At 65.4% G+C, this 13,773-nt stretch carries 5 protein-coding genes; 3 read left to right on the top strand and 2 right to left on the bottom strand.

The annotated features are described in order from the left end of the window. The first annotated feature begins 109 nt into the window (after nucleotides 1-109). Nucleotides 110-1,843 carry an N-6 DNA methylase gene (locus CSW59_RS05035; protein ID WP_099443011.1) on the top strand — a complete coding sequence of 578 codons (1,734 nt, stop codon included), beginning with the start codon at nucleotides 110-112 and terminating at the stop codon, nucleotides 1,841-1,843. On the opposite strand, the gene CSW59_RS05030 is transcribed toward CSW59_RS05035, so the two are convergent. Beyond that, on the bottom strand, nucleotides 1,817-2,869 hold the full coding sequence (locus tag CSW59_RS05030) for a restriction endonuclease (protein ID WP_099443010.1): 1,053 nt from the start codon (nucleotides 2,867-2,869) through the stop codon (nucleotides 1,817-1,819). The two genes, CSW59_RS05035 and CSW59_RS05030, sit on opposite strands and share 27 nt — an antisense overlap. A gap of 260 nt (nucleotides 2,870-3,129) precedes the next feature. Here CSW59_RS05030 and CSW59_RS05025 point away from each other — a divergent pair, with 260 nt between their 5' ends. Beyond that, nucleotides 3,130-4,389, top strand: coding sequence for a DUF1624 domain-containing protein (locus CSW59_RS05025; protein ID WP_099443009.1), 1,260 nt, complete (start codon nucleotides 3,130-3,132; stop codon nucleotides 4,387-4,389). Between the two features lie 265 nt (nucleotides 4,390-4,654). Continuing rightward, nucleotides 4,655-7,159: a TonB-dependent receptor domain-containing protein gene (locus CSW59_RS05020; RefSeq protein WP_099443008.1), complete on the top strand. Its 2,505-nt coding sequence runs from the start codon at nucleotides 4,655-4,657 to the stop codon at nucleotides 7,157-7,159. Between the two features lie 220 nt (nucleotides 7,160-7,379). Here CSW59_RS05020 and CSW59_RS05015 read toward each other — a convergent pair whose 3' ends face one another. Beyond that, nucleotides 7,380-13,652: an autotransporter domain-containing protein gene (locus tag CSW59_RS05015; protein WP_161495018.1), complete on the bottom strand. Its 6,273-nt coding sequence runs from the start codon at nucleotides 13,650-13,652 to the stop codon at nucleotides 7,380-7,382. Nucleotides 13,653-13,773: the final 121 nt, after the last annotated feature.

Genomic DNA, 13,773 nt, shown 5'->3' with positions numbered 1-13,773 from the left:
GGCGCTGCTTGCGTTGCGCGCGGCGCCAAATCGGACCAAACCGGTGGCGCCCACCTCACTTCCACCCCACAGACGATCAGTAGCAAGTTCGCCCCGCCTGAGGACCTCGATGACCTTTGCAGCCCAAAGTGAAGTCAAGAGGCGGTACAAGGACGTCGCGGACCATAAGGCCGGGGGCGCGACCTACACGCCATCGGCGCTCGCCCAGTTCGTTGCGCGCAAGATCGTGGAAAACGCGGCGCTGGTCGGATCGCCGACCGTACAAATCCTCGATCCTGCGATTGGCGACGGCGAACTGGTTCTAGCCCTTCTCGAACAACTATCGGGAGAGGCGGTCACGCCCATCGTGACCGGCTTTGACACCGATCCCAACGCCGTGAGGCTGGCCAAGCAGAGGATCAAGGCCGCCTTCCCGGGCGTCAGCCTTCGGCTAGAGCAAGCAAGCTTTTTGGATTTCGTGCTGGCGCAAGCGTCAGCCACGCTAGGCGTCTCGGCGCCCCGCGAAGGCGCGGAGTTCGACCTGGTGATCGCGAACCCGCCGTACGTGCGGACGCAGATCATCGGAGCTGACCACGCTCAGGCTTTGGGCCAGCTCTTCAATCTGTCAGGACGCGTTGACCTCTATCATGCGTTCCTGATGGGCATTGCGCGTGTGCTAAGGCCAGGCGGCGCTGCGGGGATAATCGTCTCGAACCGCTTCATGACCACAAAAGGCGGCGCAAGCGTAAGAGCAGCGCTCCGCACCAGCATGAGCCTGCGGCATATCTGGGATTTCGGCGACACGAAGCTGTTCGACACGGCGGTTCTCCCAGCGGTGCTGCTTGCGCATGGCGGACCGCCCTTGGAGACCGCCGCGCCGGGGTTCACCTCCATTTACGAGACAAGGCGGAAACCCACGACCAGCGCTGCCGACCCCGTCGAGGCCGTGGAACTGAGCGGCGTGGTCGCCACCGGCGGCGATCGGCGCTTCGAGGTCAAACACGGGGCTCTAGACACCTCCGGAGCCGCCCACGATGTGTGGCGCCTTGCAACTCAGTCGACCGATGACTGGCTGAGGACAATCGCCCAGCACTCCTGGGGCGTTTTCCGCGATATCGGCAAGGTGCGGGTAGGCGTCAAAACCTGTGCGGACAAGATCTTCATCCGCACGGACTGGTCCGAGTTCGAAGCCGAAACTCGGCCCGAAATCCTCAAGCCGCTCATCACACATCACACGGCCGGACGATTCCGAGCCACCCCCGCCAAGAAGCACCGTTCGATCCTCTACCCGCATGAAGTTCGACAGGGGCGCAGGCGGGCTGTCGATCTGGCCCACTACCCCAAAGCGCGAGCCTATCTGGAGCAGCACAGGGCGGCGCTCGAGGCCCGCACCTACGTTATGGAAGCGGGGCGTAACTGGTATGAGCTGTGGGTCCCCCAAGACCCGGCGGCTTGGCCAGCCCCCAAGCTGGTCTTCCGCGACATCTCCGAGCGCCCGACGTTCTGGGTTGATCTTGAAGGCGGCGTCGTCAACGGGGACTGCTACTGGCTGGCCCCAAAGGCCGGCAATAGCGAAGACCTCCTGTGGCTTGCGGCGGCGGTCGCCAACTCGACCTTCATCGAGGTGTTCTACGATCGGCGTTTCAACAACAAGCTCTACGCAGGCCGGCGGCGGTTCATCACCCAGTATGTCGAGCTGTTTCCCCTGCCTGACCCAAGTTCGAAGATCGGTCGCCAGCTGATCCAGCACGCCAAGGCGATCCACTCGACCACCGATCCGAACCTGGCGCTTGAGCTTGAAGGTGAACTGGATGGACTGGTCTGGCGGGCGTTCGGCCTACCCGTCGAAGAAATCGCTCGGTAACGGGATCTGGAGCTTCGCGTTTAGGACCTTGCCTTGAAACTGAGGAAACCTGCCAAGAAAGGCTTCCCCTGTTGAAAGGAACAGGTGCGTCAGCTCGACCTGGCCGCTCACCACCCTGCCATAGAGAACCGCGTAGCGGACATCGCAGTGCCTAATCTGCGTTCCATGCAGCATCGGAACGTCCAAGGGTTCGGTGCTGCTTGGAAGCACCAGACCAAGATCCACCGTAGGCGAAGTCTGTAGTTTGACCTCAAGCAGCTGGTGGCGGACATCAGGGAACTGTCCATCGTCCTGATAGCTGGCATAGCCGAGCGCTTCGCATACCAGTCTATGCAGGGCGGCGCCTCGGTTTCGCTCTTGGTCAAAGCCCGCATCTTGGAAGCTATGGCCGATCAGCGGGCGGAGTCGGTCATAGATTCTGGCGATCGGCAGCAGCTCGCCTGCCGCGGGATGTTTGACAGGAGATGCGCCGCGCACCTCGGCGACCTCCGATGTGAAGGGCCGAAGCGCGTCGGTATCCTGCGCGGCGACAAGCTCCGCAGCTTCCCGCCCCGGTATGCAGCGCGCCTGATACTTCCGCGTTAGCGTACCAGTCGTGTCTAAGACAGCAAGCGTGTCCCCCGAAACCACCTTAACGCGGGAGACCATGTCCTGCTCAGAGACGCGGATTAACACGTACCGACGAACGCCAGAGAGCTCTTCATTCCAGATCTGAAGGTTATTGGCCTTCTGTGCGTAGGTGTCGAAAAGCTGCCCCGGGAAGCGCGGCTGCGTCTTTCGGAAGGACCTTGGAACCGGGTAGCCCAAGGCGTTGCAGACGCTCTCCTTGACCACCTTGGATCGTGTTCGGAGCGGCAGCCCAGCCAGCGAGAGCCCTTTGAGTTTCCGGTCCAGCAGGTCTTCCAGCTCTGGCGTCGGGATCCAATAGGTGGGATCGCCAACCGGGATGGGATCATAGATGGACTTCCCGCTCTCGCGGATAGCCTCGACAAACCTTTGCGGATCAAGGGGCGAACGTTTCGTCATTCCGGCTAGCCTCTGCGTCGCCTGAACGTCGCCGCTGTGATGCTGTGATGTCGACAGACAATAGTAAGTGGCGAGCGCCCTCGCCACGACGGTTCGGCGCCTTGGAACGGCGTGACCGAAAGCTTGGCGTCAGTGGGCGCGCTCCGCTGGTGTCCTGGGCGGGACGGCCTCGCCGTGTCACGCAATCCGCGAAAATGCTGGAGCCCTCTCAGGCGGACCGTCAATGTCCTACCAAGGCGTCGACGCTGCGGGAGGAGCCAATGGGGACTATCTCTTCAACACTGCTGGACGAGCGCATTGAGGATCGCGGCCAGACGGCCCAAGAGCCGCCCGTCGACTCGCGCCTAGGCTGGGTGGACCAGCTGCGGGGCCTGGCCATGATCGTCATGGCGCTGGACCATGTTCGAGACTTTATCCACAGGGGCGCCATGTCGGCGCTTCCGACCGATTTGGCCACGACGACGCCGCTCCTGTTCGCCACACGGTGGATCACGCATTTCTGCGCGCCGACCTTCGCGCTGACGGCGGGCATCGGCGCCTTTCTCTGGTGGCGCAGGGGCCGCAGCCGATCCCAGCTCTCCTGGTTCCTGGTGTCACGCGGGCTCTGGCTCATGGTCCTCGAGCTCGTCGTCATGCGCCTAGCCTACTATTTCTCCTGGTCGCTTCAGAGCCCGATTCTGCTCCTTGTCCTGTGGGCGCTAGGGCTCTCGATGATCGTTCTGGCCTTGCTGGTTTGGCTGCCAAGGCCGTGGCTCGCTCCGCTGGCCATCGCAGTGCTGCTGCTTCACCCCGTTCTGGATGCGATCCCGGCCGACGGGTTCGGCGCCGGCGCGGGGCTGTGGACCGTGATCCACGACGTGGCCGTCTTTCAGGTCCTGGGCGCGACCGTGGTGAGCCCATACCCGATCGTCCCCTGGGCGGCGATCATGCTGCTTGGCTTCTCGCTTGGTCCGATGATCGAGGAGGGGCGCATGCCCGCCCGATGGCTCGCAGGCCTGGGCCTGGTCGCCTTGGGCGTCTTCGGGGTGCTGCGCCTGATCAACCAATACGGCGATCCCGCGCCATGGAGCCCACAGAGTTCGGCGGTCTACAGCGTGATGTCATTCCTAAACGTCACGAAGTATCCCGCTTCGCCCGACTTCGTCCTGTTGACGCTAGGCTTGATCTTCCTGTTGGCGGCTTTCCTGGGCCAGACACCGAGCCGGCCAACCGGTTTGAGGGCGCCTCTCGAAGTGCTGGGACGCGTGCCGCTGTTCTACTATCTTCTGCACTTCTTCCTCGCCCACCTGATCGCAACGGGACTTGCGCTGGCGACCTACGGCTGGCGAGCTTGGACTTTCATCTTCACGCCCTATCCCTCCCTGGGCGGGCCGCGCGAAGCGTTTCCCACGGACTTTGGTTATGGCCTTCCCGCCGTCTACGCGGTTTGGGTGGTCGTTGTCGCCATATGCTATCCGGCCTGCCACTGGTACGCGCAGGTCAAGGCGCGTCGACGCGCATGGTGGCTAAGCTATCTCTAGAGGGGGCTGGCGCCCAGAGACAAAGCCTGTCGCGACAGCTGACGCCTGAGACAGTCAAGTATTCGCCCCTCGCGACCCGCTACGGCAAGCACAACAACCCAACGTAGAATACCCGCCCGATCGCGCACTATGCTTTAGTTGGGCGTACAATTTGTCGCACCCAATACAACGTCGATTCCAACAATTATTCATCCATAAGTTACCCAGACACCCCCAATTCCAGCCACCAAAGCAATTCTTCTAGTACTGAAATCGGGGATCAAGAATGAAGTATCTGTACGTGTCGGCGGCGATCGCGCCGTTCTTGCTGATCATGCCCATGGCCGCTCAGGCTGCGGATGCGGCGAAGCCCGCCGACAAGGCCGTTCAGAGCGCGGGCGGCAAGGCCCACGGCGAGGCGGTGTTCTCGACCGGCGTCGCCAAGGGCCGCGACCGACTGGACAGCGCCACGTCCACCAGCGCCCTGCGCGCTTCCGAATTCGAGACCTATGGCGCCCGCTCGCTGGGTGAGGTCCTGCGCAACATCCCCGGCATTCGCGCCGAGTACGCGATCGGCGAAGGCAACGCGAACTACTCGATCCGCGGCCTGCCGTTGTCGGGCACCGGCTCGAAGTACGTGCAGCTCCAGGAAGAGGGCCTGCCGGTCCTCGAGTTCGGGGACATGTACCAGTTCACCACTGACATGTTCATGCGCGCGGACCTCAACCTCTCGCAGATCGAGACCATCCGCGGCGGTTCGGCCTCGACCTTCGCCTCGAACTCGCCGGGCGGCGTGATCAACCTGATCTCAAAGACCGGCGATGTCGAAGGCGGCGCGGTTCAGGCCACCTACGGCCTGGGCTATGGCGAAAAGCGTCTCGACGCCGACTACGGCGGCAAGATCAGCGACACCTTGCGCTTCCACGTCGGCGGCTTCTATCGCCAGGGCGAAGGGCCGCGCGACGTCGGCTACACCGCCTACAAGGGCGGGCAGATCAAGGCCAATGTCACCAAGACGTTCGACAATGGCTATGTGCGAATCTACGGGAAGTATCTGAACGACCGCACGCCCAACTACCAGTTCGTTCCGATCAGGGTCTCGGGCACGAACGCCGATCCGACGTTCTCCAGCCTGGCCAACTTCAACGTGAAGACCGACTCGCTGCTGTCGCGCTACGTCAGCAACGTCATCCGGCTGGACGAGAACAACAACCTCACTCAAAGCGATCTGCGCGGCGGCCAACACGCCGTGGTGAAGTCGATGGGCCTGGACGCCCAGTACGAGGTGAAGGGCTGGACCATCACCGAGAAGTTCCGCTTCTCGGACGTGGGCGGCAGCAACCAGACCATTCGTCCGATCGCCGTGAACCAGGCGTCCGCTCTATCGGTGGCCTATGGCGGCCCAGGCGCCACCCTCAGCTACGCCACGGGCCCGCAAGCGGGTCAGGCCATCACCAGCCTGTCGACCCTGAGCGGCAATGGCCTGATGACCTCGTCATTGCAGCTCAACACCAATATCAAGAGCTTGAACAACGTCACCAACGACCTGCGCGCCAGCCGCGTCTGGGATATCAACGGCGGCAACCTGACCACCACCGCCGGGTTCTACGTCGCGTCTCAGGACTACGCGGTGGATATGGTGTTCCCCAACGTCCTTGCGACCGTGGCGGGCGACGGCCAGTCGACGCTGATCAACACCAGGACTGCGGCCGGCGTCCCGTTCACGCAGGACGGTTACGTTTCCTACGGTCTGGGCAACACCTTCCGCCGCAACTACGACATGAACTACGGCGTCAACGCGCCGTACGCGTCGGTCAACTACCACATCGGCAAGATCGCCGTCGGCGGCAGCCTGCGCTACGACATGGGCAAGGTCCGCGGCACGCTCTTCGGCGCCGAGCTGGGCGGCGGGCGGCAGGGTACGACGTCCTTCGATATCAACCGTGACGGTACGATCTCGACGGCGGAAACGAAGGTGTCAGTCCTGCCCCTCGGTCAACCGGGGGATGTCGATTACGACTACAACTACCTCAGCTACTCGACGGGCGTGAACTACCGCATCGCCGAGCAGCTGGCCGTCTTCGGCCGCTACAGCCGCGGCGGCCGCGCCTCGGGCGACAAAATCCTGTTCACGCCGGCGGTCAACTACAGCACCGGCAAGCTGGTGGACGACGAGAGCGCCTACGACACCGTGAAACAGGCCGAACTGGGCCTGAAGTACCGGATCTCGGGCCTGACCTTCAACGTCACAGGCTTCTCGGCCAAGACCGGCGAGCGCAACACCCAGGTCAGCAGCGGCGCCGATGGCTCGACCCAAATCTACAACATCGTTCGCAGCTACGAAGCCAAGGGTGTCGAGCTGGAAGCGGCGGTTCGCAAGGGTCCGTTCAGCGTGACCGCCGGCGCCACCTATACGGACGCAAAGATCGCCAGCGACGCCCAACGTCCGGAGCTGGTCGGCAACAAGCCGCGTCACCAAGCCGACTTCATCTACTCGGTGACGCCGCAGGTAGAGCTGAAGTACGTGACCTTCGGCGCGAACGTGATCGGCACCACCAGCAGCTACGCGCAGGACGCCAACCAGCTGAAGCTACCCGGCTATAAGTTGGTCAACGCCTTCGTGCAGGTCTATCCGACCGAGCGGGTGCAGCTGATGCTGAACGTCAACAACCTGTTCAACAAGCTGGCCCTGATCGACTCCGAACAAGCCTCGATCCCGGCCAGCGGCGTTGTGCTCGGCCGCGCCTTCCTGGGTCGCACCGCCTCGGCGACGCTGCGGTACTCGTTCTAATCGACCGCGGTCGGGATGCTTACGCGTCCCGCCCCGCACCAACGGCGACACCCCGCCGGTCGAGAGACCGGCGGGGTGTTTTGTCATGCCTCTGGAGGAAGCCGCCCAGCGGGGGCGAGTGGATCTTGATCTTGTCCGGCGGCAAGCCCGAGCGCTTGGCCACGTCGGCGAAAACGCCATGGCGCCATTGCGACCGGAGCGTTTAGCCCGCGCCTCGGCGTCAAAGCGGCTTGACGACCCGCAGGCGCAGCTGCCCCACGCCCTGGCCCGCGGCGCCCCGATAACCGACCTCCATGTCCACCATCCAGCGCGACGGCGTCACCAGGCGCCCGCCAAGCGAAAGGCGGTACTGCTCCCGGCGCCAGTCGACAGTGGAAATCCGATAGGTCGAAGCGCCTTCGAAGTCGGCATAGTCCAGCGCCTGCGCGCCGACGCCGCGGAACTCGTGCAGCCACTCCGCCCCGAGACGCGGCGTAACGACCCCGAAGGGCAAGTCTCGCGTGAATTCGAGCTTGGCCCCCAGCGCGCCCGTCAAAGAGCTGACGTCACGGCCGTCGAAGCGGAGATTATAGCGCTCGGCGCCGGTTTCGGCGTAGGCGTCGAGGTCGCCCTTCAGCCATTCGAAGCGGCCGTAGCTGGACCAATGGATTCCGCCGTCCAGTCGATCGACGCCGAACGACAAGGCCCCAAAGGTCATGTCGCCTTTGCGGTGGCCGAGCGCCGTCATGCCGTTAGCCTCGACCGCCCGGCGGGTGCGGTAGTCGAGAGTCCCGCGACCGATAACTGTATCGATGAAGGCGCCTTGCAGGGGCTGGAAGCTGCCGTAGGCAGCCGCCACCCAGGTTTCGCTCCGCACGCGCGCGGCGCCGGAATCAATGCGGCTTATATCCTCGCCATAGCCGCCGCCGACACCCACCGTCGCCCATTCGGCGAGCTTGACGTCCGCGCCCGTCGATAGGCCCGAGCTGGACAGGGTGATCTTGGCGCGCCCCTTGCGGCGATCCATGGTCCCGATCTCGATCGCGCCGCCGGTCCAGAGGGCGACCTCTCCGACGGCGCGCGGCCCGCCCTGGTCGCCGTCGTCCTCGGCCAAGGCGTCGGACGACGCTGGGCCCAGGGCGTTGTGGCCGGGCGGAGTCTCCGCACCGCGCGACGAGAGGCGTTGCGCGGTCGGCTCTCGCCCTTCGTCGTCGCGCAGCGAGACCGCGTTCGTGCTCGGGCCACGGCGCCAATCGGTGAGCCCGAACTGATCGTCGCGGGCGGCGAACAGGCGGTCATGATGGGGATCAAAGACGTCACGCAGGCTGAGACGGACGCCCATGCCGTCGGCTCCGCCGCCCCCGTGAAGCTGTTGGGCGCGGTCCATGAAATTGGCGGTTTGAGAGCGCGCGAAGCGCCGAGCGGCCTCCACTTGCGTATCGGAAAGCGCGCGTACGGCCGGGTCCAGCGACGGGTCTGGCCGGGCGGTGACGGTGATCGTCACGGTGGCTGGCGCGGACTCGCCGAAGGCGTTGACCAAGCGGTATCCCACCATCAAGACGCCCGAAAAATGCGATCTGGGCGTCACGTCCAGCCTGAAGGTCGGCTCGTCTGCGGTCCCGCCCTGGACAATCTTGCCGGTCGCCGCGCCAGTCGGATTGATCGACACGATCTCCGCCGAGGTGATCGGTCCGCCCGTGGCCCCGGCCAGGAGATCGACCGAGATGGTCTGGCCGTCGTCGGCCGTGGCCGTCTTGGACTGGGCGATGGGAACGCTTCCGCCGACCAGGATGGTCACGGTCGCGGGCGCCGAACGACCACCTGGTCCAATCGCCACGAACTGGAAGGTGTCCCTGCCGATGAAGCCAGGCTTCGGCGAATAGACCGCCGTCCACCCGCCGCCGCTATCGGCAAGCGGCGCGCGGTTCGCGCCCGAGGACCTGGCTGAGGAACTGGCCGCCGAGCTGGCCTCGGCGCCTCCGGGGCCAATCAGCCTCACCGTGCCGTTGCTGGGCGGCGTCGCGATTTCCAAGGTGTTGAACACGCCCACGACCAGCGTGGAGAGATTGACGTCGACCGAAGAGCCGCCCTCCACGGTTGCGCCGGCGGTGTTGACGTTGGTGGGCTGCGGGGTCGGCGGCGGCGGCGGGGCCGAGACCGTGATGCTGACCCCGGCTGTCGCCGATGTTCCCCCCGGACCGACCGCCACATAGCTGAAGCTATCGCTTCCGGTGTAGCCGCTATTGGGCGTGTAGGTCGCCGAGGCGCCGCTGATCGTCACCGAGCCATTGCTGGGTGACGAGACCACATTGACGCTGGTGAACACGCCGGAAATCGCAAGGCCGATCGTCTGGCCGGCGCCGTTGGAGAAGACCTCCGCGCTGACATTGCCGGCGACAGGCGCCGACGGCGCCGTGACGGTCAAAGTCACTGTCGCCGCCTCCGACGCGCCGCCGGGTCCTGTCGCCAGGTAGGTAAAGCTGTCGCTTCCGAAATAGCCCTGGTTGGGCGTGTAGGTCGCGGTCGATCCATCGAGGGAGACCACCCCGTTCGCCGGCCCCGTCCCGATCGACAGCGAGGTGACCACGCCCGAGGCCTGCAATCCGATGGCTTGGCCAGAGGCGTTGTAGGCCACGGCGACCGACAGGTTGGTGACGGTTGGCGCGGCCGGAGTCTCCACGGTCAGAGTCACCGTCGCCGGGGACGACGTGCCGCCGGGGCCGGTCGCCGTATAGGTGAAACTATCAGCGCCGAAGTAGCCGCTTGTCGGGACATAGGTGACCACATCTCCGGCCACGGTCGTCGTCCCGTGGGCGGGCGCGGTCGCGACGGCGATCGAGGTATGGGCGGGCCCCGTGATGCTGGCGCTGAGATCAATGGCCAGGCCTGAGCTGTTATAGGGCACGCTAACGCCGGACCTCGCCGCGACGACCGGCGCGCCGGCCACGCTGATGGTCTGACTGACGGCGGTGGCCGGATCGTAGTTCGCGTTGCCAGCCTGGTCGGCGGTCACGACACAGCTGCCGATCGCGACAAAGCTGACCGTCGCGCCGCTGATCGTGCAGATCCCGCTGCTGCTGCCGGCGATGGAATAGGTCGGCGTCAGGCTCGCGCTCGAGGTGGCCGCCACCGTATAGGTCGCGCCCCCAACGCTCGCGGAGGTCGGCGCGGTCGAGGTGAAGGTCAGGGTCTGGCTGCCCTTGGCGATCGTTCCGGACACCGTGGTCCCGCTCACCGATCCCACCGGGCTGTTGGAGTCCGTCAGCGACAGCGCATAGCTGAACGCGCCCGCGGTCGTCGGCGTACCGCTGATGGTTCCGGTGGCGGCGTCCAGGCTGACGCCGGCGGGCAGCGCGCCGGCGCTGACCGTGAACTGATAGGGCGAGACGCCGCCGGTCGGCGTATTGGCCTGGCTGAAGGCGACGCCGACCCTGGTCGTCCCCGTCGCTCCGGTCGACAGCGCCAGGGTGGCCGGCATCACCGTGAAGCTGCGGCTCACGGTCGGCGCGGCGTTCCAGGTCGCATTGCCCGTCTGGTTGGCGTCCACCGAGCAGGTCCCCTGGGCGACCAGGGTCAGGGTGACGCCCGAGACGGTGCAGATGCTCGTCGTGGTGCTGCTGAAGGCTACGGCGAGGGCGGCCGTGGAGGTGGCGCTCAAGGTCAAGGGCGAGGCTGAGATCGCGACATTGGACAGCGCGCCGAACGTGATCGTCTGATCGCCCTTGGCGACGCTGAAAGACTGCTGAACCTGGCTCGCCGCGCCATAGCTACCGTTGCCGGCCTGATTGGCGTTCACGAGGCAAGTCCCAACCCCCGTGAAGCTGATCACGCCGCCGGAAATCGTACAAACCGCGCTGCTGCCGCTGTCGATGCTGAAGGTAGCCGACAGTCCCGACGTGGCGGTCGCGGCGGGCGTGTAGGTCGCGCCGCCGACCTTGGCGCCCCCCGGCGCGCTTGAGGTGAAGCTGATGGTCTGGGTTCCCGCGCCGACCGTGAAGGACTGTTGCGCCTGAGGCGCGGCGCTGTAGCTGCCGTTACCCGCCTGGTTGGCGTTCACCAGGCAGGTCCCTGTGCCAGTGAAACTGACGACACCGCCGGAAATCGAGCAGACCGCGCTGCTGCTGCTGTCGATGCTGAACGTCACGGTCAGGCCGGAGGTGGCGCTGGCCGAAGGCGTGTAGGTCGCCCCTCCCACCACCGCCGAAGAGGGCGCGGAGGACAGGAAGCTAATCGTCTGGCTCGCATTGGCGACCGCCAGGCTGAAGGTCTGGGCGGCGGTCTGCGACAGGGCGTCGGTCGCCGTGACGGTAAAGGTCGTCGACGACAACGCCGTGGTCGGCGTGCCGGACAGCTGTCCGGTCGCGGTGCTGAACAACAGGCCCGTGGGTAGGGTCCCGCCGCTGAGCGCATAGGTGATGGTTGGCTGGCCCCCGCTCGTCGTGACCGGCTGGACCGTCGTCAACAGCGTGTTGATGGTTCCCGAGATCGAGGACACCGCCTGGGTCGCTGTCAGCACCGCCACCGCTGTGAAGGTGTTCGTGGCGGAGTCGGACGAGGTGTTGCCCGCCGCGTCGGTGGCCCGCGCCCTCACCGTATGGGAGGCGGCCGTCAACGTGTTGAGCGTGTAGCTCCACGCCCCCGCCCCGTCGGCCGTGGTCGTGCCGTCGGCGGAACCGTCGAGATAGACGGTCACCGTGCTGTTGGCCTCGGCCGATCCGGTGACCCCCTTCTGCGAGACGACGCGCGACGAGCTGTTGGCCGGCGACGAGACCGTCGGCGCGGCGGGCGCCGTCGTGTCCACGGTCCAGCTATGGCTGGCGGCGGCGCTGTAGACTCCCGAACTGACGGCCCTGACCTGGAAGGTGTGGCTGCCGTCTGAAAGGCCCGTATAGGCCTGAGGGCTGGTACAGGCCGAGAACGCGCCGCTGTCGATCGAGCACTCAGCCGTTCCCGAGGCGAGGCTGAACTGGAAGCTGGCGCTACTGCTGTTCGACAACGACGGCGGCGAGGCCGTGATGGTGGGCGTCGCGGGCGCGGCGACATAGGTGAACTGGTCCGCCGCACCCGTCCCGCTGGTTCCGGACGGGGTCGTCACCGTGACATCCACGACGCCGGCCGCCCCCGCCGGCGAGGTTGCGGTGATCTGGGTCGCGCTGTTGACCGTGAAGCCGGAGGCTGCCGTGGCCCCAAAACTCACCGCCGTCGCGCCGGTGAAATTGGTCCCCGTGATGACCACCGACGTCCCGCCTGCGGTCGTGCCAGAGGTCGGCGAAATCCCGGTCACCGTCGGCGGCGTCGCCGCGGCGTTGTTCGTCAGACTGAAGCTGGTCGAGGCCGAGCCGGCCGTCGCCGTCACCGAATAGCTGCCCGTCGTGGCATTGGCGGTGAAGGTTCCCGCCGACGCGACGCCCGAACCATCGGTGGTCACCGTGATGCTGTTGCTGGAATTGGAGAAGGTCCCGCTGGCGCCCGAGCCAGGGGCCGCGAAGGTGACGGAGGTGTTGGCGATCACCGCGTTCGAGCCGTCCCGCACCGTCACGCTGAGCGGCGTAGTGAAGGCCGCATTGACTGATGCGCTCTGGCTGTTGCCGCCAGCGACCGTCACCGAGGCCGGTGTCTGAACCACGGATATTGTTGTCGGGTCGCTCGCATTGGCTGAACTGCCTGCGTTGCCGCCCGAAAGCGTGACGCTAGGCGTCAGACTCGCCGCCGCGTTGGCGGCGACATTCAGGCGCAAGGTGAGCGGATTGCCGCTGGCGCCGTTGGCGATGGTGTTCGAATAGACGCAGCGCGTGGACGTGCAGGCCCAGCCCGAACCGGAGCCGGAGTCGTAGCTCAGGCCCGAGGGCAAGCTGAACGTCAGGGTCAGGTTCGAACCGGTGGCGGCGCCGCTTGCGCTAGGCGTGATGGTGTAGTCGACCGTCCCGCCTTGGGCGGGCGTGCCGACGTGCGACATCGACACGCCGAGCGACAGGCTGGAATCGGTAAAGGGCGTGCAGGTGACCGTAATGCTGGTCAAGCTATTGGAGGTCCCGCCCAGATGGTCGAGCGTCATGCCGATACCCTGCAAGCCGCTGGGTACGTTGTAGTAACCGGTATAGGTGCCGGTGCTGGTCGGGTCCGGGGAGACTCGCGCTCCCGCAGGAAGGCTGAGGTAGCTATTGTTGACCCGGAAGCGAATGCGCATTCCAGCCGTACCGCTGTACTGGCTGACGACGGCCGTGAAGTCGAGTCTGTCGCCAACAGTAAAGGGGCGCGTGCCGGAGACGAGGTTTGACGAGATAGTGTCCGTATAACCGCCAGCGGCGGCGATGACCGAAAGCGCCGCCGTGCTCGTCACGGTACGTGCCGTCGTCTCTGGCTGGCGGGGGTCCTGCGCGACGACTTTCGCGGTGAAATTGATCTCGCCGTCGTTGACGGCGATACAACCGAGACTTTGTGCAAGCGCAGCCGCTGGCGTCAAACCAGCCGCCATCAGCATGACAGCAGCGGCCGCGCCGTGAACACGACGCATCGACTTCGCGCACGCTGCGCCAAGCTCGCGACCGATCTTCGCGAACATCCCTTCCCCCCGGGCCGCGCCGAAAAGCAAAACTCGCTCAGCGGTCGCTTTAAAATGAACTGAATACTGCTGG

The organism is Caulobacter sp. BP25 (assembly GCF_002737755.1).
GTDB lineage: Bacteria > Pseudomonadota > Alphaproteobacteria > Caulobacterales > Caulobacteraceae > Caulobacter.
Note: the sequence above shows the minus strand (reverse complement) of the source record. Positions and strands in the feature narration are given on the sequence as shown.

What these genes read in the sequence shown, in the direction of transcription:
- CSW59_RS05035 (WP_099443011.1), top strand. Translation starts at nt 110, where the DNA reads ATGACCTTTGCAGCCCAAAGTGAAGTCAAGAGGCGGTACAAGGACGTC.
- CSW59_RS05030 (WP_099443010.1), bottom strand. Translation starts at nt 2,869, where the DNA reads ATGACGAAACGTTCGCCCCTTGATCCGCAAAGGTTTGTCGAGGCTATC.
- CSW59_RS05025 (WP_099443009.1), top strand. Translation starts at nt 3,130, where the DNA reads ATGGGGACTATCTCTTCAACACTGCTGGACGAGCGCATTGAGGATCGC.
- CSW59_RS05020 (WP_099443008.1), top strand. Translation starts at nt 4,655, where the DNA reads ATGAAGTATCTGTACGTGTCGGCGGCGATCGCGCCGTTCTTGCTGATC.
- CSW59_RS05015 (WP_161495018.1), bottom strand. Translation starts at nt 13,652, where the DNA reads ATGCGTCGTGTTCACGGCGCGGCCGCTGCTGTCATGCTGATGGCGGCT.